The organism is Elioraea thermophila (ex Habib et al. 2022), from assembly GCF_003336755.1.
GTDB lineage: Bacteria > Pseudomonadota > Alphaproteobacteria > Acetobacterales > Acetobacteraceae > Elioraea > Elioraea thermophila.
Window position 1 is genome coordinate 646,442 of record NZ_QMDI01000002.1, and the last position, 24,871, is coordinate 671,312.

Genomic DNA, 24,871 nt, shown 5'->3' on the forward strand with positions numbered 1-24,871 from the left:
CATCAAAGCCGCGCGTGCCGCGCCCGCGCGCCGCGTTCGATCGCCGCCGCCGCCAGCCGATCGACCTCGAGACGATGGCGGATCAATTCAAGCACGCGGAGTTCCTCCTGCGCGGCTGCTCCGTCCGCCGCCGCCACCTCGACCGCGAAGGCATAAGCCGTCTCGCGCAGGCGCTTGGGCAGGGCGTCCGCGATCAGCGCGAGCGCCTTGTCCAGCCCGTCCTCTTCGTCGAGCACCGCCACACAACGGTTGGCGATCGCGCTGAGCCCCGACGTATCGAACCCCTCGAAGGCCGGCGCCTGGGTGACGATGCGGCCGATCGTCGTCAGTTCCCGATCCGTCATGTTGCGATCCGCCGCCGAAACGAGGACCATCGCGAACACCAGCGCCTCCGCCGGCGACAGCGGAACTCCCTCGACCATGCCCAAGCGCCCTCCGTCCATGCGCCGGAGGTGAGCCCCGACTGCGCGCCGCGTCAAGCGCGGGTGAGGAAGGCCCGAATCTCCGCCGCCGCCTGGGCGAGCCCGACCCGCTGCACGGCGACGCCCTCCGGCAGCGCCGCAAGCAGGCGCGAGGGCGCACGGGCGTCGAGCAGGACGAAGCAGCCGCAATCGGTCTCGGTGCGGATCAGCCTTCCGAACGCCTGGCGCAGACGGGCGCGCACGATGCGGTCGTCGATCGCGCTGGGATTGGCGCCACCGAACCGCGCCCGCCTCGCACGGTGCAGGATGGTCGGGCGGGGCCAGGGCACGCGGTCGAACACGATCAGCCGCAGCGACCGGCCGGGCACGTCCACGCCATCGCGCATCGCGTCCGTCCCCAGCAGGCACGAATTCTCCTCGGCGCGGAACACCTCGACCAGAGTGGCGTTGTCCATCGCGTCGACGTGTTGGGCGTAGAGCGTGATGCCCGCTTCGGCGAGGGGGCCCGCAATGCGCCGGTGCACCTCGCGCAGGCGCGCGATCGCGGTGAACAGGCCCAAAGCCCCACCACCCGCCGCTTCGAACAGCACGCGGTAAGCGGCGGCGACCTGGGCCGGATCGTCGCGTGCCACGTCGGTGACGACGAAGGCGCGAGTCGCCGCGGCATAGTCGAAGGGCGAGGCGACGGCGGCGCGCACGGGCGGAGCGAGCAGGTGGATCGCACCCGTCATCTCCTCCGCCGCCGCCCAAGCGCCCTCCTCGCTGCCTGCGCCCGAGTCACGCAGCGTGGCGGAGGTAACGAGCAGTCCGTGTGCTGGTTCGGCCACGACCCGAATGAAGGGCACGGTCGGATCGACCCAGTGCCGCCGCATGCCGACATCGGCCTCGTGCCCCTGACGGTAGGCGATCTCGAACCAGTCGACGAACCGTTCGCCCGGGCCCCCGCTCTCCGCCGTCCCCTCCGCCACCGCGCGCAGCATCGCCCGCCATGCCGCGATCGGTTCGAGCGCGCGCTTGGCGAGGCTCTTCGAAGCACTCTCGATCCGCCGCCGCGTCTCGGTCTCAAGCATATCGGCCTCCGCCGTGAGCCGATCGAGAAGCCCTTGCCGCAGCCGTTCGAGCGGCCGTTCGAGCCCCGCGAGCGCCCGCTCGAGACGCTCCGCCGCTTCGGCGAGGCCGGGGATCGTCGGCATCACCTCGGTCTCGCGCGCCGCCCCCTCGGCCTCACGGGAGCGGGCGAGGACCTGGGCACGGACGAGGCGGAGGAAGGCCTCGCAGGGGTTCGCCGCGCCGGGGTCGAGCCCACCCAGTTCCGGCCGCTCGGCGTCCGCGAGGCGCGCGAGCCAGCCCTGCTCTGGCAGGGCCTTGGCGGCGACGATCGCCGCATCGAGCGCCTCGGCGAGGGCGGGCCTGTCGGCCACCAGATCCTCGAGCCGACGGCGTAGGCCGCGTGCCCGGCTCCGTCCGCCCTCCGCGCCCCTGATCCAGCGCCTGAGCTCGGCCGCCTCCACCCCCGACAGCACGGCGGAGAACACCGAGTCCGCCGCATCGAACAGATGGTGGCCCTCGTCGAACACGTAGCGGTAGGGCAGGGCAGGGTCGTCGAGCCCGCCCCAGGCGGCCTGCACCATGACGAGCGCGTGGTTGGCGACGACGAGGCTCGCCGCGCGGGCGCGACGCACCGTGCGTTCGATGAAGCACACCCGGTAGTGCGGGCAGGCGGCGTGGATGCACTCGCCACGTCGGTCGGCGAGGCCGAGCGTGCTGGCTTGGCCCAACAGCTCCGGCAGCCAGCCGGGGAAATCCCCGCCCACCAGGTCGCCATCGCGCGTTGCTTCCGCCCAGCGGCTCATCAGCCCGAGCGCGACCGTCGCGCCGCCGCCGCGGCCGAGCCCCGCGATCGCCTCCTCGAGATTAAGCAGGCAAAGGTAGTTCTCCCGCCCCTTGCGCACGACGACGCGGGCGCGGCGTTCCCCTTCGTCCGGATAGAGGCGCGCGGTCTCCGCCTCCACTTGGCGCTGCAGGTTTCGGGTGTAGGTGCTGATCCAGACCGGGGCGCCGTTTCGTTCCGCCCACAGGCTTGCGGGCGCCAGGTAGCCCGCCGTCTTGCCGGTTCCCGTGCCGGCTTCCGCCAGCACCACGTGCGGAGCACGCTCGGCGATCCGTGGGGCGAAGGCGGCGCAGGCGGCGGAGGCGAAATCGGCCTGGCCCGGTCGGTTCTCGGCCTCGGGACCGAGCATTTCGGCCAGACGCCGTCGCGCCTCAGCCGGCACGATCGCGTTCTGGGCCGGCGGCGGGGGAAGCGGGATCTCCTCCCACTCGGCAAGCCGCTCCCAAACCCGAAGCGCCCGCGCGTCAGGGGTCGCGTCGGGGGCGGCGAGCGCGGCGAGAACGGAAACCGCCCAGGGCCACCCCGCCTGTCCCATCAGGGCGGCGAGTCCGGCCGCAGTCGCGTTGGCCGGCGCGGCGCGCACCGCAGCGAGACCGCGCAGCAGCGCCACCGCCGCGTCGCGGATCAGCCCGGCCTCCGCCTCCAGGCCGACGGGTCGGCCGAGGCCAAGGGCGTCGGCAAGCCCCGTGGGCGAAGGCACGATCACGTCGGCGGGGCGGACGAAGGCGAAGAGTTCGAGCACGTCGGCGGCCGGGAAGGCGCCGAGGCCAAGGCGGCGTGCCGTCGCCGGCGCGTGGCAGACGATCGGCACGCCGCTTCGCTTCAGCCGCGCCCGCACGGCGGCAGGGTCGGCGGTGATGATCTCGCCCGATGGCTCGAGCAGGACGGCGCGGCCGTGGCGCGCGGCGACCACCGGCCCGTCCGGCAGCAGAAGCCGCGGGGGCGAACGCGCGCTCACTCCCGCCCCCTCGCATTGACCGCCTGGGGGGCCGTTCCTAGGTTGCCGCGATGACCACCGAGCCTGCCCCGTCCTCCGCCGATCTGCGGCATGTCCGCGCCTGGCCGTTCCAGGAGGCGCTGCGCGTCGTCGATCGCCTCGCCCGGTCGGGCAAGCGCGAGGCGCTGTTCGAGACCGGCTACGGGCCCTCGGGCCTGCCGCACATCGGCACCTTCGGCGAGGTGGTGCGCACCACCATGGTTCGCCACGCCTTTTCGCGCCTCTCGCCCCTGCCCTCGCGTCTGGTCGCCTTCTCCGACGACATGGACGGGCTGCGCAAGGTGCCCGAGAACGTGCCCAATCGCGAGATGCTGGCCCAGCACCTGGGCAAGCCGCTGACGGCGGTGCCCGATCCTTTCGGCACGCATGAGTCGTTCGGTCATCACAACAACGCCCGGCTGCGCGCCTTCCTCGACCAGTTCGGCTTCGACTACGAGTTCGCCTCCTCCACCGAGTACTACCGTTCGGGCCGATTCGACCGCGCGCTCACGCGCGTGCTGGAGGCCTATGACGAGGTGATCGCCGTCATCCTTCCCACGCTGGGGCCGGAACGGCGGGCCACCTACTCGCCGTTCTTGCCGATCTGTCCGCGCACGGGGCGGGTGATGCAGGTGCCCATCCTCGAGCGCAAGCTGGACGCTGGTACGGTGGTGTGGCGCGACGAGGAGACGGGGCGGCTCGTCGAGACCCCCGTCACCGGCGGCCACTGCAAACTGCAGTGGAAGGCGGACTGGGCGATGCGCTGGTACGCGCTCGGCGTGGATTACGAGATGTCGGGCAAGGACCTGATCGATTCCGTCCGCCTCTCGTCGCGAATCTGCCGCATCCTCGGTGCCGAGCCGCCCGAGTCCTTCACCTACGAACTCTTCCTCGACGAGAAGGGGGAGAAGATCTCGAAGTCGAAGGGCAACGGACTGTCGGTGGAGGAGTGGCTCGCCTACGCGCCGCCCGAAAGCCTCGCCCAGTTCATGTACAACAAGCCGCAGACGGCGAAGCGTCTGTATTTCGACGTCATCCCGCGCACGGTGGACGAGTATCTCGCCAATGTCGACCGCGCACGGCGCGAACCACCCGAGGCGCTGCCGGAGAACCCCGCTTGGCACATCCATCTCGGCCACATTCCCGACGATGCGGGCTCGCCGATCCCCTTCTCGATGCTGCTCAACCTCGCCTCGGTGGTGAACGCGGATCGGCCCGACATGCTCTGGGGTTTCATCCGCCGCTACAACCCTGAAGCGACGGCCGAGCGGTTTCCCATGCTGGCGCGGCTCGTGTCCCACGCCGTCACTTACTACCGCGACTTCGTGCTGCCCGCGAAACGCTTTCGCCAGCCCTCGGCGGAAGAGCGCGCGGCGCTCGCCGATCTCGCCGACGCGCTCGAGAGCGCCCCGGCCGGGGCGGATGCCGAAGCCCTGCAGGACCTCGTCTACGAAGCGGGCAAGCGCCACTTCGGCAAGGAGCGGCTGCGCGAGTGGTTCGGCTGCCTCTATCAGGTGCTGCTCGGCCAGGCGGAGGGCCCGCGCTTCGGCGGCTTCGTCGCCCTTTACGGTGTCGCGGAGACGGTGGCGCTGATCAGGGCCGCGCTGGCGCGCAGGCAAGCGCCGGCGGGTGCGGCCTGAGGCGCCGAAGCAGCCGCGAGGCGTGACCATGCGGGCAGGCTGGACGGCGGGCGTCAGGCGCCACCTGCCGGCCCTGCTCGGCCTTGCGCTCCTGATCGGCGCGCTCTACGTCGTCCAGCGCGAACTCGCCTCGCTTCGCCTCGATGACGTGCTGGCAGCGATGGCGGCGATTCCCCACCGCTCGCTCGCCCTGGCCACGGCGCTCACCGTCGCCGCCTACCTGGTGCTGACGCTCTACGACGCGCTCGGCACGCGCTTCGTCGGCCACCCGCTGTCGTACGGGCGGATCGCCTTCGCCTCGTTCACCGCCTATGCGCTGTCGCACAACATCGGCTTCGCGATGGTGTCGGGGGCGGCGATCCGCTACCGGCTCTATGCGCTCTGGGGCATGTCGGGGCTGCAGATCGCCGGCGTGGTCGCCTTCTGTAGCCTCACCTTCGTGCTCGGCGGGCTCACTTTGGGGGGAATCGTGCTGCTCGCCGTACCGCACGCAATCCCCGGCTTCGGGCCGTGGATGCCCACACCGGTGATGTATGCGGTCGGTGTCGTCATGCTCGGCTTGGTAAGCTTCTACGTTGTCGCGGGGCGGCTGCGCGGACGCCCCTTGCGCTTCGGCCGCACCGAGGTGCCGCTGCCGGGACCGCGGCTTGCCCTCATGCAGGTCGCGCTCGCCTCGTTCGACGTGGCGCTGACGGCGGCGATCTTCTACGCGCTCCTGCCATCAGCCCCCGGTCTCGATTTCCTCGTCTTCCTCGCCGTCTACGTCACCGCCTACACGGCGGCGATGGCCAGCCACGTGCCGGGGGGCTTGGGCGTGTTCGACGGCACGGTGCTGCTCGGCCTCTCTGGGCTGGTGCCGACGGCGACCGCGGTCGGCGCGCTGCTCGTCTTCCGCCTGCTCTACTACATCCTGCCGCTGTTGCTGGCCGGCGGCCTCTTTGCGGTGAACGAGATCGTGCTGCGTCGGGTGGCGATGGCGCGCGCCTTCGACCAGGTCGCCCGTTGGGGGGCGCCGTTCGTCGCCCCGGCGCTCTCCGCCACCGTGACGCTCGCGGGGCTGGTGATGCTGTTCCTCGGCACCATGCCGCCTTTCGAGGCTCCGTTCGCCTGGGCCGGCGCGACCATGCGGGCGCCGATCGCCGAGGTCAGCCACTTCGTCGCCTCGCTCCTCGGCGCGATCCTGCTCGTGCTCGCCTACGGGCTGTGGCGTCGAGTGACGATGGCCTGGGCCTCGGTGCTGGTGACCCTGGTGCTGGCCGCCGGGCTCGCCGCCGCCAAGGGGCACGGCTGGCCGGTGCCGGCGCTGATGCTGGCGATCGCCGTTTCGGTGGTGCCGTTCCGCCGCGCCTTCTATCGCGACACGCGTCTCGTCGCGGAACCGTTCACGGCAGGCTGGGTGGCGGCGGTCGTGGCGCTGGCCGTCTGCACGGTGAGCCTCGCCCTGTTCACGCACCTCAGGCGCGACTGGATGGCGGAGACCTGGTGGCAGTTCGTGCTGGCCGGCGAGGCGCCGTGGTCGCTCCGCGCCACCATCCTGCTCGGCATCGTTCTCCTGCTGGCGGCACTCGTTCGTCTTCTCCGCCCGGCCCGCATTGCGTGGGTCGACCTCTCGCCCGCCGCGCGGGCGCGCTGGCGGGCGATCGCCGGGGCGCCGCCGCCGGAGCGCGCGGAAGCTTTGGTGTTTGGTGAGGATGGGCGGGCGGCGATCCCGTTCCGCCGCTTGCCGGGCATTTGGCTCGCCATCGGCGACCCGGCGGGTGACGCGACCGACCGCGTCTCCGCGATCTGGCGCTTTCGCGACCTCTGCGACCAGGAGGGGGTCGACCCTGCGTTCTGGCGCGTCGGCCCGGAGTTGCTCTCGGTCTATGCCGATCTCGGGTTGACCGCCTTTCCGATCACCGAGGAGGGCGAGGTCGCGCCGGAGAGCCTGGGCGATGCGCCGCCCGCCCGCGCCTACCTCGTCTGCAAGGCGGAGCGCGACCTCGTGCGCCTGTTGCCGGTGGTGACGGCGTTCGAGCGCACGGCGGAACCGGCGCGCGAGCCGGCCTGAGACGCCCCGCTACTGGCTCGCCCAGACGATGCGGGCGATCCAGGCGACGTCGTCGATGTCGAGGCTCCGGCCGGGATAGGCGGGGTTCAGCGAGGCGAGTTCGATCTTGCGCGCCGATTTGCGCACAAGCTCCTTCGCCATCACCTCGCCGTCGCGCGTTTTGACCACCACGCGGTCGCCGCGTCGGATTGGAGCGGCGGGCGAGACGACGACGACGTCGCCGTCGCGGTAGACGGGCTCCATCGAATCGCCGCTGATCTCGAGCGCGTATGCGTGCGGGTCGTTGATGGACGGCAATTCGATCTCGTCCCAGCCGCCTCCCGTCGGATAGCCCGCATCGTCGAAGAAGGCGTCGGACCCCGCCTGGGCGAGGCCGATCAGCGGCACCCGTCGCGGCCCCGGCGCTCCCGGCCGGCGCGCCTGCGGTGCACTGCCGGTCATCAGCGCCGTGAAGTTCTCCAGCGTGTCACCCACCGCGTCGAGCGCCTTGATGATCGTCTCGAAGGAGGGCCAGCGCGGCTTGCCTCCTTGCTTGCGCTTGGAGGGGTTGAAGGTGGTGGGATCGAGGCCGGCCTTGCGGGCGAGCCCTGAGGGGGTGAGCCCGTGTTCGGCGGCGAGGGCGTCGATCGCCTTCCAGACGTCTTCGTGCCGAGGATTCATTGTAGGCACATTCTCCTATATCCCGCCCCGCGCTGCAGTAGGAATCAGTTCCGTTTAGGCTTGCAGTCCTGGCGCAACCCTGGGTAAATGTTCCTGTTTTGTTCGCAACCGCCCACGAGGTTCGCCATGCCAGCCGCAGCCCAACGCCGCTCCGGACCTGTCCTCGCCGACCTCTCGCGCGCCGAACCCTTCGCCAGCGTCGAGGAAGCGTGGTTCTGGACCATGGCCGCGCTCGCCGCGCGCAATGCGGGGGCGCGCATCGTCGCCGGGCAGGGATTGAAGGTCCGCCCCTGCGAGCCGGACGACATCATCCGCTGCCTCGACCGTCTGTATCGCCAGCGTCGCATCGAGATCGCGCATTTGCGCGTCATGCGCCGCTTCGGCGACATGCAGCGCGCGCCCGACCCCACCCATCCCGGCGATCGCACCGCGCTCGTGCTGTGGCGCGAGGCGATGTCCCGTCTGGAGTGGCCCCTGAAGATGAAGGGAATCGTGGCGTGAGCCGGCTGCCCTGTCGCAGCGACGAGTCGCTCGTCTGGATCGCCTTCTCCGGGCGGGCCGACCTCGCCTGGCAGCGCCTGCTCCGTCCCGGCTTCCGTCACTGCTTCGCCGCCCTCGTCGACGCGCAGGGCTGGACGGTGGTCGACCCGCTCGCCGGGCGGATTGTGGTAGAACGGCTCGCCGTCGCGCCGGATTTCGACCTGCCGGAATTTTGGCGGCGGGCCGGATTTCGCGTGCTCGGACCGTTCCGTCCTGCCCCGCCGCGACGCCGCCTGCTCTCCCTTCTCGCGCCCGTCACCTGTGTCACGGTCTGCCTTCGCCTGCTCGGCCGCGACGACGCTTTCGTCTTCACGCCGCGTGCGCTCTACCACCGTCTCGCGCGGCAGCTTGCCACCGTAGATAGGAAAAAAGTCTTGACCAGCCGCTCTCCTTCCGCGTAGAAGGATCGCGCCAAGGGGCGTTCTCTGCCCCGACGGCGCCATCCTCCCTCCCCCGACGACTACGGCGGCCGGGCCTCTCACCCGGCCGCCGGATTTTTCTCCGCAACTTGGCCTGACGATGGAGTGATCCCGATGGGTGGCCTGTTCCGCGCGCCGACGCCGCCTGCGCCGCAGCCTGCGCCCCAACCGGCCCCGCAGCCTCCGCCGGTGCGTCCCGACGCCGAGGAGGAGGAGCGCGCCCGCCGCCTCGCCGCCCTTGAGGCTCGCCGGCGCGGCCTTTCCGGCACGCTCGCCACCTCCTGGCGCGGCGTGCTTGCCGACTCGCTGCCCGCCGTCGGCCGCAAGTCCCTGCTCGGCGAGTGACCATGGCCCTGTCGCCGGAGGCGATCCTCGCCCAGGCCGACCGCGCGCTCGCTCGGCGCCGCGCTTGGGAAAGCGTGTGGAAGGATTGCTACGACCACGCCCTGCCCGCCCGTCCCGGAGAAGGGGGCGTTCCTCTCTACGACGGCACCGCCCCCGACGCGGTGGAGCAGCTCGCCGCCTCGCTCCTGGCAGAACTGACGCCGCCCTGGACCCGCTGGTTCTCCTTCGTTCCCGGCCGCGCCCTGCCCGCCACGCTGGCCCGTGACGCCGCAGCCGAGGCGTTGGAAAGTGCGGCCGAGACGCTCGCTGGCGAACTCGACCGTTCGAACTTCGTGGTCGAACTGCACCAGTGCTTCCTCGACCTCGTCGTCGCCGGCACCGCCTGCCTCGCCGTCGAGGAGCTCCCCCCGGGCGAGCCGAGCGCGCTCCGCTTCACCGCCGTCCCCCTCACCGACCTCGCCCTCGAGGATGGCCCGACCCGCCCGCTCGACACCGTCTTCCGCACCTTGCGGCTGACCGTGGCGGAGATCCGGGACCGTTTCCCCGCCGCCCGCCTGCCGGAGGCGCTGACGCGGCACCAGGGCGAAGGTGAAGCGGCCCGCCATACCGTCATCGAGGCGGTGATTCCCGAGGGCGGCGCCTACGCCTACGCCGCCGTGCTACGCGCCGATGACGAGCCCCTCCTGCTCGCCCGCGGCCGCTTCGATTCCTCGCCCTTCATCGCCTTCCGCTGGATGAAGGCGCCCGGCGAAACCTACGGCCGCAGCCCGGTGATGAAGGCGCTGCCCGACATCCGCACCGCCAACAAGGTGGTGGAGCTGATCTTGAAGAACGCCTCGATCGCGGTGACCGGGATCTGGCAGGCGGACGACGACGGGGTGCTCAACCCCGCCAACATCCGCCTCGTCCCGGGCGCGATCATTCCGAAGGCGGTCGGCTCCTCGGGCCTCACGCCGCTCGCCGCCCCCGGCCGCTTCGACGTCAGCCAGCTCGTGCTCGAGGATCTGCGCGCGCGCATCCGCCACGCCCTGCTCGCCGACAGGCTCGGCCCCGTGCAGGGGGCGCGCATGACCGCGACCGAAGTGATGGAGCGCTCGGCCGAGATGGCGCGCCTGCTGGGGGCCACCTTCGGCCGCCTGCAGACCGAGCTCCTCTACCCGCTGATCGAGCGCTGCCTCGCCGTGCTGCGCCGCCGCGGCCTCGTGCCGCGCTTCGCGATCGACGGAACGGACGCGGCGATCGTCTGGCGCTCGCCCCTCGCGCAGTGGCAGGCCCGTTCCGAGGCCTCCGGCGTCCTCGCCTGGCTCGAGGTGGTGCGCGCGCTCGGCCCCGCCGCCGCCGGCACCGCCGACCTCGCCGCCGCCTCGCGCTGGCTCGCTTCCCTCTACGGCGTGCCGCCCGACCTCGTCGTCTCGGCAGCGGAAGAACGCGCCGCGCTCGCCGCCCTCGCCCCCACCCCCCTCGCCCCCGATCCTTCCGCCTGACGAGGACCAAGACCCATGGCCGACAACCTGATCGAGATGACACTCGACAACGCCAAGCCGGAACCCGCCGAGCCGAAGCGCGGCAAGCCCTGTCCGCCGGAGGTGCCGGAGAAGTTCTGGGACGAGGAGAAGGGCGAGGTGCGGTTGGATGCGCTGCTCAAGTCCTATCGGGAGCTCGAGCGCAAGCTCTCGCGCATGGTGAGCCTGCCGGGCGACGACTCCGACGAGGAGGAACGCCGTCGTTTCCTGCGCGCGCTCGGCGTGCCGGAGAGCCCCGAGGAGTATCACATCGAACCGCGTCACCCCCTGGTGACCGCCGATCCGGACGTCAATCGCCGCCTGCACGAGGCGGGGTTCACCCCCGCGCAGGTGCAGCTCGTCTACGACCTTGCCGCCGAGCGGCTGCTTCCTCTGATCGCGGAAGCGGCGCAGATCTTCGAGGCGGAGCGGCAGATCGAGCGGCTGAAGGACCATTTCGGCGGCGAGGAGCGCTGGCAGCGCGCCGCCAAGCAGCTCGCCGCCTGGGGCAAGGCGAACCTGCCGGAGGCCGTGTTCGACGCCCTCTCCTCCACCTACGAGGGCGTGCTCGCGATGCAGAAGATGATGGAGAAGAACGAGCCCGGCATCCTCAAGGATGCGGAAGCCGCCCGTGCGATGAACGAGGACGACCTGCGGGCGCTGATGCGCGACCCGCGGTACTGGCGCCGCCGCGACCCGGCGATCGTCGAGCGGGTGACGGAAGGTTTCCGCCGTCTCTACCCCGAGGAGCGCTGAACGCCTCGCTCCGCCGTCGCCTCGTTCCGCCCGCGCCTGGCATGTCGCGCGGGCGTTGCGGCCGGGGCTTGAGCGTGCCCGCCTCCCTCCTCCCCGCGCTCGCCCCGGCCGCCTTCCTTTTCGCCCGCGGTCAACCCCGTCCCGGGGCCCTCGGGCTCGCGCGCCCATCGTCGGCCGCGCCGCAGCAGAGCGGCGTGACAACCGTGCTGGGCCCGCCTCACCCGCCCCCGCAACCCGATCGAGAGAGACCGACCCGTGTCCACCTCCATCGACCGCGCCTTCGTCAAGCACTTCCAGACGGAGGTGCACGAGGCCTACCAGCGCCTCGGCTCCAAGCTCCGCCCCACCGTCCGCTCCAAGTCCGGCGTGAAGGGTGCGTCGACCGTCTTCCAGCGCGTCGGCAAGGGTGTCGCCGGCACCAAGGCCCGCCACGGCGCCGTGCCGGTGATGAACCTCGACCACTCGCCGGTCGAGTGCTTCCTCGCCGACTATTACGCCGGCGACTGGATCGACAAGCTCGACGAGCTGAAGGTCAACCACGACGAGCGTGCGGTGATCGCCAATGCCGGCGCCTATGCCCTCGGGCGCAAGACGGATGAGCTGATCATCGCCGCCCTCGACCAGGCGACGCGCGAAGCGACGGGAACGGACCCCGGCCTCACCGACAACGACGGGCTGACGCGTGAGAAGATCCTGCTCGCCTTCGAGATGCTCGGCCAGGCGGACGTGCCGGATGACGGCGAGCGTTACGCCGTGATCGGCTGGAAGCAGTGGTCGGATCTGCTCAAGATCCCCGAGTTCGCCAATGCCGACTACGTGGGCCCGGACGAGCTCCCCTGGCGCGGCACGCAGGCGAAGCGCTGGCTCGGCACGCTCTGGATCCCGCATTCGGGGCTGACGCGAACCGGCAATCTCCGCTTCTGCTATTGGTATCACCGCACGGCGATCGGCCACGCGGTGGGGGCCGAGGTGCAGACCGACATCACCTGGCATGGCGAACGCGCGGCCTGGTTCGTCAACAACATGATGAGCCAGGGCGCGGTGCTGATCGACGCCGAGGGTGTCGTGCGCCTGCGCTGCAAGGAATGAGCCCCTGACCCACGGGCGGCGCCCTGAGCCAAGGCTCGGGGTGCCGCCTCTCCTTGGTTCCTTCTCACGACCGTTCCGCTTTCGCCTCGAGGAGCCCGACCGATGGCGCTCTCCGCCCTCGCCCTTTGCGCGCGCGCGCTGCTGAAGATCGGCGCGACCCCGATCGCCTCCTTCGACGAAGGCACCGCCGAGGCCGAGGTCGCGGCGAACCTTTATCCTTCCGTCCGCGACTCGCTCCTTTCCGCCTATCCGTGGTCGTTCGCGACCGCCCAGGCGACGCTGCCGAGACTGATCGCTGCTCCTGTCGCCGACTACGCGCACGCCTTCCAGCTGCCGGCCGACTTCCTGCGCGCGCTGTCCGCCGGCCGCCCAGGCCAGGGGCGCGGGATCCCCTATCGCATCGCCGAGAACCGCCTGCACGCGGACCCGCCGGAGATCGTCCTCACCTACATCTTCCGCCCGCCGGAGCAGAACTTCCCGCCCTTCTTCGACTCTGCCCTGATCGCGCGGCTTGCCGCCGAGTTCACCATTCCGTTGACCGAGAACACGGCGCGGGCGGAATTCCTGTTCCGTCTCGCCGAGGCCGAGTTCCGTGCTGCCCGGCTGACCGACAGCCAACAGGACACGCCGCTCGCCGTGCAGGACTTCTCCCTGATCGGAGCACGCGGCTGAGATGAACCAGGTGAGGCGGATCAAGACGAGCTTCGCCGCCGGCGAGCTTTCGCCCGAACTGATCGGGCGGAGCGATCTGCGCGCCTACGAGAACGGTGCCGCTCGTCTCACCAACGTGTTCATCCTGCCCACGGGCGGGCTGCGTCGTCGGCCCGGCCTGCGGCATCTCGGCGTGCTGCCCGGACCGGCACGGCTGATCGCGTTCGAATTCTCCACCGAGCAGACCTACCTCCTGGTCTTCACCGACCGGCGCATGGCGGTGTGGCGGAACGACGTGGAGATCGCCGCCATCGCGACACCGTGGACATCGTCGCAGCTCGGCAATCTTTCCTGGACGCAGAGTGCCGACACGCTGCTCGTCGCCCACCCGGACGTGCCCCCGCAGCGCATCACGCGCACCAGCCATACGGACTGGAGCATAGCGCCTTGGGTCTTCCGTGCCGAACCCTTCCACCGCTTCGCTGCCGAAGCCGTCACCCTCACTCCATCCGGCACCATGGGAAGCATCACGGTGACCGCCTCGGCGCCGGTCTTCCTGCCCGGCCATGCGGGAGTGACGTTCCGTATCGGCAAGAAACGACTGCGCATCGACGCCGTCGCCTCGCCGACCTCCGCCACCGCCACCCTGCTCGAGCCGCTCTCCGGCACCGTGCCGACCGCGGACTGGGACGAGGCAGCCTTCTCCCCCGTCCGGGGCTGGCCGGTCTCGCTCTGCTTCCACCAGGATCGCCTCGTCATCGGCGGCTCGCGCGACTTGCCCAACCGGCTTTGGCTGTCGCGCACGGGCGACCTGTTCAACTTCGATCTCGGCACGGGGCTCGACGATCAGGCCATCGAGTTCGCTCTCGTCTCCGACCAGGTGAACGCGATCCGCGCCGTGTTCTCCGGCCGCCACCTGCAGGTGTTCACCTCAGGCGCGGAATGGATGGTCTCGGGCGACCCGCTGACGCCTGCGAACATCCAGCTCAACCGCCAGACCCGCGTCGGCAGCCCGGTCGATCGCACCGTCCCTCCCGTCGACGTCGACGGAGCGACCATCTTCGTCGCGCGGTCGGGTCGTTCCGTCCACGAATTCGCCTACACGGACATCGAGCAGGCCTACCAGGCGGCCGATCTCGCCGTGCTGGCCCGCCACCTCGTGCGCGACCCTGTCAGCATGGCCTACGATCAGACCCGTCGCCTGCTGCACGTCGTCATGGCCGACGGCCGGCTCGCCACCCTCACCCTCTACCGCGCCGAACAGGTCACCGCGTGGTCGCGGCAGGAGACGCAAGGGGCTTTTCGGTCGATCGCGGAGATCGACGGTGCGGTCTACGTCGTCGTCGAGCGTTTCGACACGCTTCGGCTCGAACGTTTCGATGAGTCCGTGCTCACCGACGCCGCGGCGACCGGGGAGAATCCCGCAGGGGCCACCGTCTGGTCGGGGCTGTCGCACCTGGAGGGGCGCGAGGTCGTCGTGGTCGGCGATTCCGCCCCACGCGGGCGCGAGACAGTGGTGGCCGGCCGGATCGAGACCCATCCGCCCGCGAAGCGCGTCGAAGTGGGCCTTCCTTACACCCACATCGTCGAACCGCTGCCGCCCGAGCTTCTGACCGCCATCGGCGCGCGCACCGGCCCCGTGCGCTTGGTCGCGGTCACCTTCCGCCTGCTCGAGACGGCGGCCCTCTCCGTCGATCTCGGCCGCGGGCCGGTCGCGCTGCCGTTCCGCCGCCTCGGCCCCGGCGTGCTCGACGCCGCCCCGCCGCGCTTCACCGGCGATCGGACGATCCGTGCCCTCGGCTGGCGCCGCGACGTCGCCTCTCCCCTCTGGCGCATCGAAAGCGACGTGCCGCTGCCGATGACGCTGCTTTCCGTCACCACCGAGATGAGGCTCAACGCCTGATGGCTCAGCTCGTCCCCATTGCCTCGATCGTCACCGGGGTCGCCGGTCTCGTCGGGGCCCAGCAGCAGTACCAGGCGCAGCGCCGCGCGCTCGCCGCACAGGCCCAGGCCGCCGAGGCGCGCGAAGCCCAACTTCGCGCCGCGACCGAAGAATCCCAACGTCGCCGACGCGAGATGCTCGCCCGCACCATCGCCTCCACCCGTGCCCGTCTCGCCGCCAGCGGCGTGGGCGCCAGCGAAGGCTCGAGCGCTGCCCTGCTCGCAGGTCTCGAGAAGGAAGCGAATGAGCAGGACGCGTTCGAGGAACAGCAACTCGCGTTGCGGCTTTCCGCTGGCCGCCGCTCGCTGCTCGAGCCCACCGGTAACCTGACGCCGTTCATCCGCGCCGGAACCCAGCTCGCGACCGGCCTGTCGCAGAGCATCCGCAGCTTGCTGAACCTCTGACCCCGAGGCCCCGACCATGCCCGAGCACATCGTCATCGGCGACGTCGCGCCGCGCATCCAATATCTGGCCTCAGGCTCGCAGACCGCCTTCACCTTTCCGTTTCCCATCTTCAAGCCATCGGATCTGCAGGTCTTCGTCGATGGGGCGCGCCTGACCGACGGATTTACCATCTCCGGTGCCGGACGGTCCGACGGCGGAACGGTCATCTTCGTCGATCCGCCGCGCAGCGGGTCCGTGATCACCTTGCGGCGCCGGTTGCGCATCGAACGGGTCAGCGACTTCCAGGAAAGCGGCGAGCTCAGGGCTCGCGTCCTGAATGACGAGCTCGACTACCAGACCGCCGCGCTGCAGCAGCTCGCTGACGATCTGACGCGCACCGTGCAGACCGAGCCCACCGATTTCGGCGGCCCTCTGGTCCTGCCGCCACGCTCGGCGCGCGCCTCGCGCCTCTTGGGCTTCGACGCGGGCGGCTCGATCCAGCTCTATCCGGCGGAAGCCGGCGGCGGGCAGGTGCTGTTCCGCCAGGACGGCGCCGGTGCGGTTCTGCGCACCGCGCAGGACAAGCTCGCCGATGCCCTTTCGGCGGCCGATTTCGGCACGGTCGGTGATGGCGTCGCTGACGACACCGAGGCGCTGGCGGCCGCCTTCGCCGCAGCCGGCGCTCTGCAGCGCACGCTCCTGATCCCCGCGGGCACGTTCCGCATCACCCGCGGGCTCGTCCTGCCAGGGGGGGCGACGGGGCTGATCATGGAAGGCCGGATTCTCGCCGACCTCGCGCAACCGGAACCGGCCCTGACCCTCGGTGAAGGGGGAACCGCCCGCAACGGCGAGAAGCTCTACTGGAACATCCGTGTGACGCGCGCTTCGCTCTCGTCCTGGCTGGATGAGCGTGAGATCGGCGTGCTCGTCCGCAATGTCGATGCAAGCCTGGTCTACATTGCCGAAGCCAGCCGCTTCACCATCGGCGTTCGGACCTTGGGCGATCGTCGCGGGGTGGAGGACACCACGTTCATCCTCGGCCGCATCGTCGACAACCGCATCGGCCTCGACGTCCGCTGCGCCACAGCCGAAGGATGGAACGCTTCGGTACGCTACTATGGCGGCCATTTCGCCGTCAGTTCGACCTCCTGGCCGGCGCTCGACCGCTACGGGGTCCGCTTCTCCGCCGAACCCGGCGCCTACCGGCTGCACGACCGGCACGTCTTCGACGCGCAGAACTTCGAGCTCCGCCAACAGGGCTCGAACCGTGCGATCCCCTTCCTGGTCGAGGTCGATGCGCGATCGATCATCGCGCGGGACATCCGCATGGAAGGTTGCTCACCCATCGTTGCCCAACATGAGGCGAACGCGACCGACTGCCGCTACGACGTCGCTTGGGCGAGCCAAGCCTATAGTCTCGATGTGGCCTATGGGGCGGCGACCACGCGCGCCGGCGCGATCCTGCGCACACGTCATCAGGCCGCGGCGCACATCGCCACCACGCGGCTGATCGCCAACCAGCCCAATCTCCGCACGGCGGCCTTTCGCTGGCAGGGCCAAACCTTAGGGTTCGACCAGCTCGCCTGTGTGAGCACGGCGGTCGCCGGCAGTCCCTCTTCGCTCGGTGACTTCGTCTTCCCCGGGCTCGATGGCTATACGCTGACATCCCGCGGCGTCATCCTGGGCCCCTCGCGTGGGCTCGGTTTCGTGGTCGATACACGCGCCTGCAAGGATTTCGCGCTCGCCGTCGATGCCGACGAGCCCCGCCTGTTCGTGCAGTGCTTCGATGCTGCGGGGCAAATCCTGACCGAGGCCGCGGGGCGCATGGCGCGCGCCTCGAACCAGACGCTCATCTGGAGCCCCACCGCCCGCTGGTGGCAAAGCTCGGCCGATCTTGCCGATGCGACGCTGACGCGCCTGCAGGCGATCCGGCTCGCGCCCGAGGTCGCCACCGCAGTGATCGGCGTCGCGCGCATCGATCGCGACTACGAGGTTCGCGCCCTTCGGCTCTATTGCGAGCCGCGCCATGCTCCGCCGATCCTTTACGGACTGCCGAACCTCCCGCACGGGTCGCGCGAGATCGTGGTCGAAACGAGCTGGGATCCGCCTTCCCTCAATCCGGGCGCGACAACGCAGCTCAACATTTCGGTTCCTGGCGCGTTTCCGGGCGACTTCGTGCAGGCTTCGTTTTCCGTCTCCACCACCGGCGTGGTGTTTCTCGCCACCGTCGGTGCGGGCGGTGTGGTGACGGTGATCGCCTGGAACCGCTCGACCATCGCGATCGACCTCGCGGGAGGCACGCTTCGGGTCCGCGTGGTCAAGGCGTGAGCCGGCTCAAGGGCCTCGTCAGTGCCGAGATCGACCGCGCGATCGAGCGTGTCGTGTCCTCCTACCGGGCCTTCGCAGCCTCGGGCCCGACGGTTGCGGATGCGAAAGAGTTTGCCGCCCACCATGCCGCCTGCAAGGCGGCCCTCGCCCATCTCGACCTGCTCCTGAAGATCGCCAGGATCACGGAAGTTCCGACGACGGAAGGACAAGCGGACGACGAACGCCTCGCCCTGGTCGCCGAGGCGCGCGCCGCGCTCTGCTCCGATGACGCGGGCGAGGACGAGGCATGACGGCGCGGACCGAGCTCCGCTTCCCCGAATTCGTCTGGATCTGGAACCGGCTGAACACCGCGGCGACACCGGCCCATCACCTGCGCATCGCGCGATGGCTCGGCCACGCCTGGGAAGAGGGCGAGACGCGCCTCTTGCTGATGTGCTTCCGCGGTGCGGGCAAGTCGACGGTGGTCGGTCTCTACTGCGCGTGGCTCCTCTCGCAGCGCCCCGACCTCCGCTTGCTCGTGCTGTCGGCGGAACAGGGACTCGCCACGCGAATGGTGCGCAACGTGCGCCAGATCATCCGCCGCCATCCGTTTTGCCGGCATCTCCACCCCAGGCACGGCGGCGAATGGGCGGCCGATCGCTTCACCGTGAACCGTCCCGGTGCGTCGCGCGATCCCTCGATGATCGCGCGCGGCATCGAAGCCAACATCACGGGCAGCCGTGCCGACGTGGTGATCTGCGACGACGTCGAGGTGCCCGGCAACAGCGACACGGCGGCGAAGCGGGCCGATTTGCGCGAGCGTCTGGCCGAGATCGCCTTCGTGCTGGTGCCCGGCGGGCAGATGCTCTTCATCGGCACCCCGCACACGCCGGACACGATCTACGCCACCGAGACCCGGCCGGGTCGCGAGGCTCCCTTCCTCGCCGGCTTCCGACGCCTGGTGATCCCCCTGCTCGACGAACAGGGACGCTCGGCCTGGCCGGAACGATTCACGCCCGAACGGATCGCCGAGTTGCGCGCCCGCGTCGGTCCGCGCGCTTTCGCCGCGCAGATGCAGCTCGAGCCGCAACCACCCGAGGACGCGCGCCTCGATCCGGCGCACCTCATGCCCTACGATGAGGAGCTCATCCTGCACGCCGCCAACCAGGGGCTGAGGCTTCTCCTCGGCGAGCGCACCCTGGTCTCGGCTTCCGCCTTCTGGGATCCGGCCTTCGGTGTGCCGGGCCGCGGCGACGCCTCGGTCTTCGCCGCGGTGTTCACCGACACCGAAGGCACGCGCTACCTGCACCGCGTCGCCTACCTCACGCACGACCCGCAATCGGGGACCGATGCCGCGACCCAGCTCTGCCGCCAGGTCGCGCGGCTTGCGCAGGAGCTGCACCTGCCGTCGGTGACGGTGGAGAACAACGGTCTCGGCCGCTTCCTGCCCGGCCTGCTGCGGGCGGAGATGGCGCGGGCCCGTGTGCCGTGCTCGGTGCTCGAGCGCGCCTCGACGAAGTCGAAGGCGGAACGGATCCTGGCCGCCTTCGAGCCCCTGCTCGCGGCGCGCAGGCTGTGGGCGCACCGCAGCGTGTTCGCCACCCGGCTGATTGAGGAGATGCGCGAGTGGCGGCCCGAGGCGCGCGCGGCGGCCGACGACGGGCTCGATGCGGTGGCCGGCGCCATCCTCGCCGAACCCGCCCGCCTCGGCCGAATCGCGCCGGTCGTGCGCGAGACGGACTGGCGCCCCGGTGGCGGGTTTCGCGCCCGCGAGGACTTCACGCCCTGAGGGCGGACGCCCTCACGCTGCTGCCGGTTCGGCTTGTTTCAGGATCTCGCTGCGGTGGCGTTCCAGCCCGGCGGCGGTGATCTCGAACCAGCCATCGGCGCGTTCCCGGCAGAACCCCATGCCGGCGAGGCGCACGAGGCAGGGCCCATCCTTCATCCCGGGCGGGCGACCGATGCGGCCCGCCATGCGAAGCCGATGCAGGGCGGAGCGGCAACAGGTTTCCAGGTAGGGCTCGTTCCACATCCCGGCTGGGATATCGCCCCGGCCCGCGCGTCGCGCAAGGGCGAGCCGCAAGCGACGGAGCAACGACCATGGACGGAAGCGGGATCAGCTTCGAGTGGTGGATCCGGTTCATCGAACTGCCCATCCTCGCCGGCCTGTTCAAGCTGATGTGGGACATCAAGAAGGATCTGATCGCCCGCATCGAGCGGATCGAATTGCGCCACGCCGAAACGACGGCCGAACTGCGCGCCGAGATCGCCTCCTTCAAGCTCGAGGTCGCGCGCGGCTACGTGCCCATCCAGATGATGCGCGAACTCGACCGACGCATGTCGCTGCAGCTGATGCGCATCGAGGAGAAACTCGACGTTCTGGGGCCGCGCGCCCGCCCACGTCGCACCGAGGCTGAACCGCTGCACGACTGAGCCCGTCCCGTCATCGCGGCGTCCGTCTCTGCTCGGCCTGATGGCCGAGGGTGGCGAGGACGACGACGGCCGCACCGATCACGTCGAGCACGCCCGGCGCGAGGCCGAACACCAGCGCATCGAACAGCACCGCCCACAGCATGGCGGTGAAGTCGAGGGGAGCGAGCCGCGACGGCTCCGCCGCCCGTACTGCGGCGGTGAGCGCGAGGTTGGCCCCCGTCCACACGACGCCGTTGACCAGCAGCAAGGCAAGATCGCGCGTGCCCGGCGGAACCCACACCGCCACCGCGACGGGCCCGAACAGGACCGCACCCAGCAGCGCCGGCACCGCCATCGCCACCGCCAACCCCTCATGCGTGCCGAGCTTGCGCGTGGTGATCATCACACCTGCCGTCGCTGCCGTCCCGACCAGGGCGGCGAGGTAGCCGACCAGCGGCCCACCTCCCGTCAGCGCAGGCACGATCGGCACCAGAACCCCGAGGAAGGCCAAGCCCGCCCAGGCCCAGGCGCGCGCGCCCACCCGCTCGCCGAGCACCGCAACCGCAAGCCCCATGGTGAAGAAGGGAGCGAGGAAGAACACGATGTAGGCGTCGAGCAGGGGAAGGAGCGCGAAGGCCTGGAAGAAGAAGAAGGCGGAGGCGAGGATCAGCAGGCCGCGCAGGAGATGCAGCGACAGGCGCTCGCGCGCGATCGCCCCCGCCCTGGCCGCGAAGGGCGCGGTGAGCAGAAGCCCCACCGCGCTGCGCAGCGCGATCACTTGCGCCGAGCCGTAGCCCACGGAAAGCCACTTCGCGATCGTATCGAGCACGGCGAACAGGGCGATCGCCGTCAGCATCAGCGCGGGCCCGCGCACCCCCTCCCCCCTTTGACCGTGTGCGCGCCGCTCATGCCTGCCGCGCGCGCCCGCGTCCAGACTTCCGCCCGCCCCTCACCTCGGGCAAAGGGCGGGCGATGGTTCCCTCCTCGCTCGTCTCGCGCCTGATGCCGCTCGTGCGCTGTCTCGACCCCGAGACCGCGCACCGCGCCGCGCTTGCCGCGCTGCGCCATCGCCTTGTCGCCGTCGCCCCGCCGCCCCCGGACCCGCGTCTTGCGGTCTCCGCCATGGGGCTCCGCTTCGCCAATCCGCTCGGCCTCGCCGCCGGGTTCGACAAGGATGCCGAGGCGATTCGCCCGCTGTTCGGTCTCGGCTTCGGCTTCATCGAAGCGGGTGGCGTCACACTCCGCCCCCAGCCGGGCAACCCGCGCCCGCGCGTCTTCCGGCTCACCGAGGATCGCGCGGTGATCAACCGCCTCGGCCTCAATTCGGCCGGCTGGGCGGTGGTGAAGCGGCGGCTTGAGCGGCTGCGGGCGGAAGGGCCTCTGCCCGGCCCGCTCTTCCTCAACGTCGCACCGAACAAGGACTCGACCGATCCGGTCGCCGACACCGCGCGGCTGGTGGCGGAAGCCTCCCCCCTCGTCGAAGGCTGCGTGCTCAACGTGTCGTCCCCCAACACGCCGGGCCTGCGCGACTGGCAGGAGGCCGAACGGCTCGCCGCCCTGCTTGCGGCGGCGAAGGCGGCGCGCGGGGCGGCGACAGCGCGGCTTCTGGTGAAGATCGCGCCCGATCTCGATCGCCCCGCCCTCGCAGCGATCGTGGACACCGCGATCGCGCACGGTGTCGATGGGCTGATCGTGTCGAACACCACGATCGCAAGGCCGCCCTCGTTGCGCAGCCGGTCCGCGCGCGAGACCGGTGGTCTCTCCGGCGCGCCGCTCTTCGCCCCCTCCACCGCGCTCCTGCGCGAGGCGGCCCGCCTCGCCCGCGGGCGTCTGGTCCTGATCGGCTGCGGCGGGGTCGCCTCGGCCGACCAAGCCTACGCCAAGATCCGCGCCGGGGCGTCGCTCGTTCAGCTCTACACCGGGCTGATCTACGAAGGGCCGGGCTTGGTCGGGCGGATCCTGGCGGGACTTTCGGCCCGCATCGCTGCCGACGGCTTCGCCTCCGTCACCGACGCCGTCGGCGCCGATCTCGCCGAGGCGCAGGCATGAGGCTGCTCGAGGGCTTCGCCCCGCTCGCCGAGGCCTATGACGGCTTCATCGTCGATCTCTGGGGCGTGGTGCATGACGGCGTGGCGCCCTATCCGGGCGCCATCGACACGCTTGAACGCCTGAAACGTCTCGGCAAGCGCGTGGTGCTGCTCTCCAACGCGCCGCGCCGGGCCGAGGCGGCGGCGGCGGCGATGCGCGCGATGGGTATCGGCGACGATCTCTACGACGCCATCCTCACCTCGGGCGAGGCGGTGCACCGGGCGTTGCGTGATCGCACCGACCCCTGGTTCGCCCGCCTCACCCCGCCGCTCTACCACCTGGGTCCCGCGCGCGATCGCAACGTGTTCGACACGCTCGGCCTGCCAGAGGCGCGTGAACCCGAACAGGCGGGCTTCGTGCTGAACACCGGTCCCGACGACCATCTCGCCGGGCAGACGCTCGAGCAGTTCCTGCCGCTGCTCGACCGCTGCCGGGCGGCCGGCCTGCCGATGATCTGCGCCAACCCCGACCTCGAGGTGATACGCGGCGGGGTGCGCGTGTTGTGCGCAGGCGCCCTCGCGGAAGCCTATGCCGGGCTCGGCGGCGATGTCCGCGCGGTGGGCAAGCCCGACCCCGCCATCTACGGCACCGTCTTCGACCTGCTCGGTGTGGCGGATCGCGCCCGCGTCCTCGCCGTGGGCGACTCGCTGCGCACCGACATCGCGGGGGCCAAAGCGGCCGGGATCGACTCCGCCTGGGTGATCGGCGGCATCCACGCGGCGGAGCTCGGCGCCCCCGCGGGCGGACTGCCGCCCGCGCCCGTCCTGGAGGCAGCGGTCGCTCGCGCGGGGCTTGCCCCGGTGGCCGCGCTCGCGGCCTTCCGCTGGTGAGCGGCTGGCCGCCAGCCACAGGTCCCCTTAGGCTTGCGCGATGAGCCCGCGCGATGACGCCGGCGCCGACGTGACCGCCGAGGCCGCTCCGGCCCGAGGCCTACGCCCCGCCCCGCCGACCTGGCTTCTGGTGGCGCTCACCTCGATCGGGCCGTTCACCCTGCAGATCCTGGTACCGTCGCTACCCGGGCTCGCCCACGTCTTCGGCGTGCCGGCCGCTTCGGCGCAACTCGCGCTCACCGGCTATCTCGCCGGGGTCGCGGTCGGCCAGTTGCTGTACGGGCCGTTGTCGGACCGCTACGGGCGCAAGCCGCTCGCTGTGGCAGGGCTTGCCCTCTTCCTCGCCGCCTCGCTGGGTTCTGCCTTCGCCACCACGGTGGGCGGGCTGATCCTCGGTCGCATCGTGCAGGCGGTGGGCGGCTGTTCGGGCATGGTGCTGGCGCGGGCGATGATCCGCGACTGCTTCCCGCGCGACCGTGCCGCCTCCGTCATGGCCTTCGTGCTGGCAGGGATGACGGCAGCCCCGATGCTCGCCCCCGTGGTCGGGGGCTTGCTCGACGAAGCCTTCGGCTGGCGCGCGATCCTGCTGCTCACCGCGCTCGCCGGGGCGGCGCTGCTCGCCGCCGTGCTGCTCAGGCTCGAGGAGACCCTGCCGGCGCCGCACCCCCTTCCCGGCGTGGCGGGCTTCCTGCGCGCCAATCTCGGCCTCCTCCGCCTGCCCGGGTTCCTGCTGTTCGCAGGCGCCTTCTCCGCCTCCTCGGGCGTGTTCTTCTCCTTCCTCGGCGGCGCGCCCTTCGTTGTCGTCTCCGGCCTCGGCCTCGCCCCCACCACCTACGGCCTCGCCTTCGCCCTCGTCTCCATCGCCTATGCGGGGGGCAACATGATCACCGCGCGTCTTGCGCAACGCTTCGGCATCGTCCGTCTGCTCCGGTTCGGCACGGCCCTGACCTTCCTCGGCGCGGCACTCGCGCTCGCCTTGGTGCTTCTCCGCCCGCCCTCCTTGCTCAACCTGTTCGGGCCGGCGCTCCTGATGGCGGTGGGCAACGGCATCGCCCAGGCGAACGCGCTCGCCGGCGCGGTCAGCGTGCGGCCCGGCCTCGCCGGCACGGCCTCGGGCCTGGCCGGGGCGCTACAGATGGGGTTCGGCGCGCTGGCGACCGTGCTGGTCGGTGCAACGGAGACCGGCTCCGGCGTTGCCACCGCCGCCGCCATGCTGGCCTCCGCCGCGCTCTGCCAGGCGATCCTGTTCGTCGGCAGCCGCCGGGCCCTGCTCTAGCGCCGCTTCGCCGTCGCGCCCAACGCGCTCAGGCGCGGCCGGCCGAGCCCGACAGCAGCAGGGGGTCGACCTTCAGCCGTGCAAGCGCCTCGCGCCACTTCGCGCCGAGATCGGCACCGAACAGCAGCGCCTCGTCGGCAGGGGCGGAGAGCCACGCGTTTTGCGCGATCTCATCGTCGAGCTGGCCGGGGCCCCAGCCCGCGTAGCCCAGCGCGAGGAACCCCTGGCGCGGGCCGCCGCCGCGCGCGATCTCCTTCAGCACGTCGATGGAGGCGGTGATCGCGAACGCCTCGTCCACCTTGAGCGACCCCTCCTGGATCCAGTCGGTGGTGTGCAGCACGAAGCCGCGCCCCGTTTCGACCGGCCCCCCCGCATGCATGCGGATGGTCCGCGAGGGCGGCACGGGCTCGATGCCGAGTTGCTTCAAAAGACCCTCGAAGGTGAGCCCGGTGAGCGGCTTGTTGATGATGAGGCCCATCGCGCCGTCGGCCGAGTGGGCGCACAGATAGATCACCGTCTGGGCGAAGCGCGGGTCGCGCATGCCGGGCATCGCGATCAGCACCTGTCCCGTCAGGTAGCCGGATCCACTGATGGACATGGCCGTTGTTCCCATGGATCGCACTTTAGCATGTCGGGCGGGTCAGGTGGCGAACAACCCCGCGGGATGGTCAGGCCACAACACGGTCAATCC

The 24,871-nt window shown here is 71.0% G+C and carries 24 protein-coding genes; 18 read left to right on the top strand and 6 right to left on the bottom strand.

What is annotated here, in order from left to right; genetic code table 11:
• Positions 1-2: 2 nt before the first annotated feature.
• Positions 3-422 carry a tellurite resistance TerB family protein gene (locus DWB05_RS04910; RefSeq protein WP_114375573.1) on the bottom strand — a complete coding sequence of 140 codons (420 nt, stop codon included), beginning with the start codon at positions 420-422 and terminating at the stop codon, positions 3-5.
• Between the two features lie 53 nt (positions 423-475).
• Positions 476-3,271 (bottom strand): ATP-dependent DNA helicase, encoded by a 2,796-nt coding sequence (locus DWB05_RS04915; RefSeq protein ID WP_114375575.1) that lies wholly within the window; start codon positions 3,269-3,271, stop codon positions 476-478.
• Between the two features lie 50 nt (positions 3,272-3,321).
• Here DWB05_RS04915 and DWB05_RS04920 point away from each other — a divergent pair, with 50 nt between their 5' ends.
• Both DWB05_RS04920 and DWB05_RS04925 read left to right on the top strand, forming a co-directional pair.
• Positions 3,322-4,929, top strand: coding sequence for a lysine--tRNA ligase (locus DWB05_RS04920; protein WP_114375577.1), 1,608 nt, complete (start codon positions 3,322-3,324; stop codon positions 4,927-4,929).
• Between the two features lie 28 nt (positions 4,930-4,957).
• Positions 4,958-6,979: a phosphatidylglycerol lysyltransferase domain-containing protein gene (locus tag DWB05_RS04925; RefSeq protein WP_232818445.1), complete on the top strand. Its 2,022-nt coding sequence runs from the start codon at positions 4,958-4,960 to the stop codon at positions 6,977-6,979.
• A 9-nt stretch (positions 6,980-6,988) separates the two neighbouring features.
• Here the strand turns inward: DWB05_RS04925 and DWB05_RS04930 are convergent, their stop codons facing one another.
• Entirely contained in the window at positions 6,989-7,639 is a 651-nt protein-coding gene (locus DWB05_RS04930; RefSeq protein WP_114375581.1) for a S24 family peptidase, read from the bottom strand.
• A 126-nt stretch (positions 7,640-7,765) separates the two neighbouring features.
• On the opposite strand from DWB05_RS04930, the gene DWB05_RS04935 reads away from it, so the two are divergent.
• The 12 genes from DWB05_RS04935 to terL all read left to right on the top strand — a co-directional run bounded on the left by DWB05_RS04935 (position 7,766) and on the right by terL (position 19,363).
• The gene (locus DWB05_RS04935; protein WP_114375583.1) at positions 7,766-8,140 is read left to right on the top strand and encodes a hypothetical protein; all 375 of its coding nucleotides are present in this window, start codon (positions 7,766-7,768) and stop codon (positions 8,138-8,140) included.
• Complete coding sequence (locus DWB05_RS04940) at positions 8,137-8,580, top strand: hypothetical protein (protein ID WP_232818387.1); 444 nt, start codon at positions 8,137-8,139, stop codon at positions 8,578-8,580. Before DWB05_RS04935 ends, DWB05_RS04940 begins: the two co-directional genes overlap by 4 nt.
• Before the next feature lie 207 nt (positions 8,581-8,787).
• Positions 8,788-8,943 carry a hypothetical protein gene (locus DWB05_RS04945; RefSeq protein ID WP_232818388.1) on the top strand — a complete coding sequence of 52 codons (156 nt, stop codon included), beginning with the start codon at positions 8,788-8,790 and terminating at the stop codon, positions 8,941-8,943.
• A 2-nt stretch (positions 8,944-8,945) separates the two neighbouring features.
• Positions 8,946-10,427: a portal protein gene (locus DWB05_RS04950; protein WP_114375587.1), complete on the top strand. Its 1,482-nt coding sequence runs from the start codon at positions 8,946-8,948 to the stop codon at positions 10,425-10,427.
• A 15-nt stretch (positions 10,428-10,442) separates the two neighbouring features.
• Entirely contained in the window at positions 10,443-11,201 is a 759-nt protein-coding gene (locus DWB05_RS04955; RefSeq protein WP_114375589.1) for a capsid assembly protein, read from the top strand.
• A gap of 255 nt (positions 11,202-11,456) precedes the next feature.
• Positions 11,457-12,290, top strand: a complete 834-nt coding sequence (locus DWB05_RS04960; RefSeq protein ID WP_114375591.1) for a phage capsid protein — start codon at positions 11,457-11,459, stop codon at positions 12,288-12,290.
• A 102-nt stretch (positions 12,291-12,392) separates the two neighbouring features.
• The gene (locus DWB05_RS04965) at positions 12,393-12,962 is read left to right on the top strand and encodes a phage connector family protein (protein WP_114375593.1); all 570 of its coding nucleotides are present in this window, start codon (positions 12,393-12,395) and stop codon (positions 12,960-12,962) included.
• Between the two features lies 1 nt (position 12,963).
• The gene (locus DWB05_RS04970; protein ID WP_114375595.1) at positions 12,964-14,844 is read left to right on the top strand and encodes a phage tail protein; all 1,881 of its coding nucleotides are present in this window, start codon (positions 12,964-12,966) and stop codon (positions 14,842-14,844) included.
• Positions 14,844-15,287: a hypothetical protein gene (locus DWB05_RS04975; RefSeq protein WP_114375597.1), complete on the top strand. Its 444-nt coding sequence runs from the start codon at positions 14,844-14,846 to the stop codon at positions 15,285-15,287. Before DWB05_RS04970 ends, DWB05_RS04975 begins: the two co-directional genes overlap by 1 nt.
• Before the next feature lie 16 nt (positions 15,288-15,303).
• Positions 15,304-17,595, top strand: coding sequence for a glycosyl hydrolase family 28-related protein (locus DWB05_RS04980; RefSeq protein ID WP_114375599.1), 2,292 nt, complete (start codon positions 15,304-15,306; stop codon positions 17,593-17,595).
• Positions 17,592-17,885, top strand: a complete 294-nt coding sequence (locus DWB05_RS04985) for a hypothetical protein (RefSeq protein ID WP_114375601.1) — start codon at positions 17,592-17,594, stop codon at positions 17,883-17,885. Before DWB05_RS04980 ends, DWB05_RS04985 begins: the two co-directional genes overlap by 4 nt.
• Positions 17,882-19,363, top strand: a complete 1,482-nt coding sequence (gene terL / locus DWB05_RS04990; RefSeq protein WP_114375603.1) for a phage terminase large subunit — start codon at positions 17,882-17,884, stop codon at positions 19,361-19,363. Before DWB05_RS04985 ends, terL begins: the two co-directional genes overlap by 4 nt.
• A gap of 12 nt (positions 19,364-19,375) precedes the next feature.
• Here the strand turns inward: terL and DWB05_RS04995 are convergent, their stop codons facing one another.
• A complete protein-coding gene (locus DWB05_RS04995) occupies positions 19,376-19,606 on the bottom strand; it encodes a hypothetical protein (RefSeq protein ID WP_114375605.1) in 231 nt (76 codons plus the stop codon).
• Between the two features lie 68 nt (positions 19,607-19,674).
• On the opposite strand from DWB05_RS04995, the gene DWB05_RS05000 reads away from it, so the two are divergent.
• Positions 19,675-20,007: a hypothetical protein gene (locus DWB05_RS05000; protein ID WP_114375607.1), complete on the top strand. Its 333-nt coding sequence runs from the start codon at positions 19,675-19,677 to the stop codon at positions 20,005-20,007.
• Between the two features lie 10 nt (positions 20,008-20,017).
• Here the strand turns inward: DWB05_RS05000 and DWB05_RS05005 are convergent, their stop codons facing one another.
• Positions 20,018-20,860, bottom strand: a complete 843-nt coding sequence (locus tag DWB05_RS05005; RefSeq protein ID WP_114375609.1) for a DMT family transporter — start codon at positions 20,858-20,860, stop codon at positions 20,018-20,020.
• Between the two features lie 98 nt (positions 20,861-20,958).
• Here DWB05_RS05005 and DWB05_RS05010 point away from each other — a divergent pair, with 98 nt between their 5' ends.
• The 3 genes from DWB05_RS05010 to DWB05_RS05020 are packed head-to-tail and all read left to right on the top strand — an operon-like array spanning position 20,959 to position 24,180.
• On the top strand, positions 20,959-22,035 hold the full coding sequence (locus tag DWB05_RS05010) for a quinone-dependent dihydroorotate dehydrogenase (protein ID WP_114375611.1): 1,077 nt from the start codon (positions 20,959-20,961) through the stop codon (positions 22,033-22,035).
• Entirely contained in the window at positions 22,032-22,904 is an 873-nt protein-coding gene (locus DWB05_RS05015) for a TIGR01459 family HAD-type hydrolase (protein ID WP_114375613.1), read from the top strand. Before DWB05_RS05010 ends, DWB05_RS05015 begins: the two co-directional genes overlap by 4 nt.
• Before the next feature lie 40 nt (positions 22,905-22,944).
• Positions 22,945-24,180 carry a multidrug effflux MFS transporter gene (locus tag DWB05_RS05020; RefSeq protein WP_114375615.1) on the top strand — a complete coding sequence of 412 codons (1,236 nt, stop codon included), beginning with the start codon at positions 22,945-22,947 and terminating at the stop codon, positions 24,178-24,180.
• A 28-nt stretch (positions 24,181-24,208) separates the two neighbouring features.
• On the opposite strand, the gene DWB05_RS05025 is transcribed toward DWB05_RS05020, so the two are convergent.
• Positions 24,209-24,778, bottom strand: a complete 570-nt coding sequence (locus DWB05_RS05025) for a YqgE/AlgH family protein (RefSeq protein ID WP_114375617.1) — start codon at positions 24,776-24,778, stop codon at positions 24,209-24,211.
• Positions 24,779-24,871: the final 93 nt, after the last annotated feature.

Excerpts from the sequence above, each read along its gene's own strand:
- DWB05_RS04910 (WP_114375573.1), bottom strand. The coding sequence starts at position 422 with ATGGTCGAGGGAGTTCCGCTGTCGCCGGCGGAGGCGCTGGTGTTCGCG.
- DWB05_RS04920 (WP_114375577.1), top strand. The coding sequence starts at position 3,322 with ATGACCACCGAGCCTGCCCCGTCCTCCGCCGATCTGCGGCATGTCCGC.
- DWB05_RS04925 (WP_232818445.1), top strand. The coding sequence starts at position 4,958 with ATGCGGGCAGGCTGGACGGCGGGCGTCAGGCGCCACCTGCCGGCCCTG.
- DWB05_RS04930 (WP_114375581.1), bottom strand. The coding sequence starts at position 7,639 with ATGAATCCTCGGCACGAAGACGTCTGGAAGGCGATCGACGCCCTCGCC.
- DWB05_RS04935 (WP_114375583.1), top strand. The coding sequence starts at position 7,766 with ATGCCAGCCGCAGCCCAACGCCGCTCCGGACCTGTCCTCGCCGACCTC.
- DWB05_RS04950 (WP_114375587.1), top strand. The coding sequence starts at position 8,946 with ATGGCCCTGTCGCCGGAGGCGATCCTCGCCCAGGCCGACCGCGCGCTC.
- DWB05_RS04955 (WP_114375589.1), top strand. The coding sequence starts at position 10,443 with ATGGCCGACAACCTGATCGAGATGACACTCGACAACGCCAAGCCGGAA.
- DWB05_RS04965 (WP_114375593.1), top strand. The coding sequence starts at position 12,393 with ATGGCGCTCTCCGCCCTCGCCCTTTGCGCGCGCGCGCTGCTGAAGATC.
- DWB05_RS04970 (WP_114375595.1), top strand. The coding sequence starts at position 12,964 with ATGAACCAGGTGAGGCGGATCAAGACGAGCTTCGCCGCCGGCGAGCTT.
- DWB05_RS04975 (WP_114375597.1), top strand. The coding sequence starts at position 14,844 with ATGGCTCAGCTCGTCCCCATTGCCTCGATCGTCACCGGGGTCGCCGGT.
- DWB05_RS04980 (WP_114375599.1), top strand. The coding sequence starts at position 15,304 with ATGCCCGAGCACATCGTCATCGGCGACGTCGCGCCGCGCATCCAATAT.
- terL (WP_114375603.1), top strand. The coding sequence starts at position 17,882 with ATGACGGCGCGGACCGAGCTCCGCTTCCCCGAATTCGTCTGGATCTGG.
- DWB05_RS04995 (WP_114375605.1), bottom strand. The coding sequence starts at position 19,606 with ATGTGGAACGAGCCCTACCTGGAAACCTGTTGCCGCTCCGCCCTGCAT.
- DWB05_RS05000 (WP_114375607.1), top strand. The coding sequence starts at position 19,675 with ATGGACGGAAGCGGGATCAGCTTCGAGTGGTGGATCCGGTTCATCGAA.
- DWB05_RS05010 (WP_114375611.1), top strand. The coding sequence starts at position 20,959 with ATGGTTCCCTCCTCGCTCGTCTCGCGCCTGATGCCGCTCGTGCGCTGT.
- DWB05_RS05015 (WP_114375613.1), top strand. The coding sequence starts at position 22,032 with ATGAGGCTGCTCGAGGGCTTCGCCCCGCTCGCCGAGGCCTATGACGGC.
- DWB05_RS05020 (WP_114375615.1), top strand. The coding sequence starts at position 22,945 with ATGAGCCCGCGCGATGACGCCGGCGCCGACGTGACCGCCGAGGCCGCT.
- DWB05_RS05025 (WP_114375617.1), bottom strand. The coding sequence starts at position 24,778 with ATGTCCATCAGTGGATCCGGCTACCTGACGGGACAGGTGCTGATCGCG.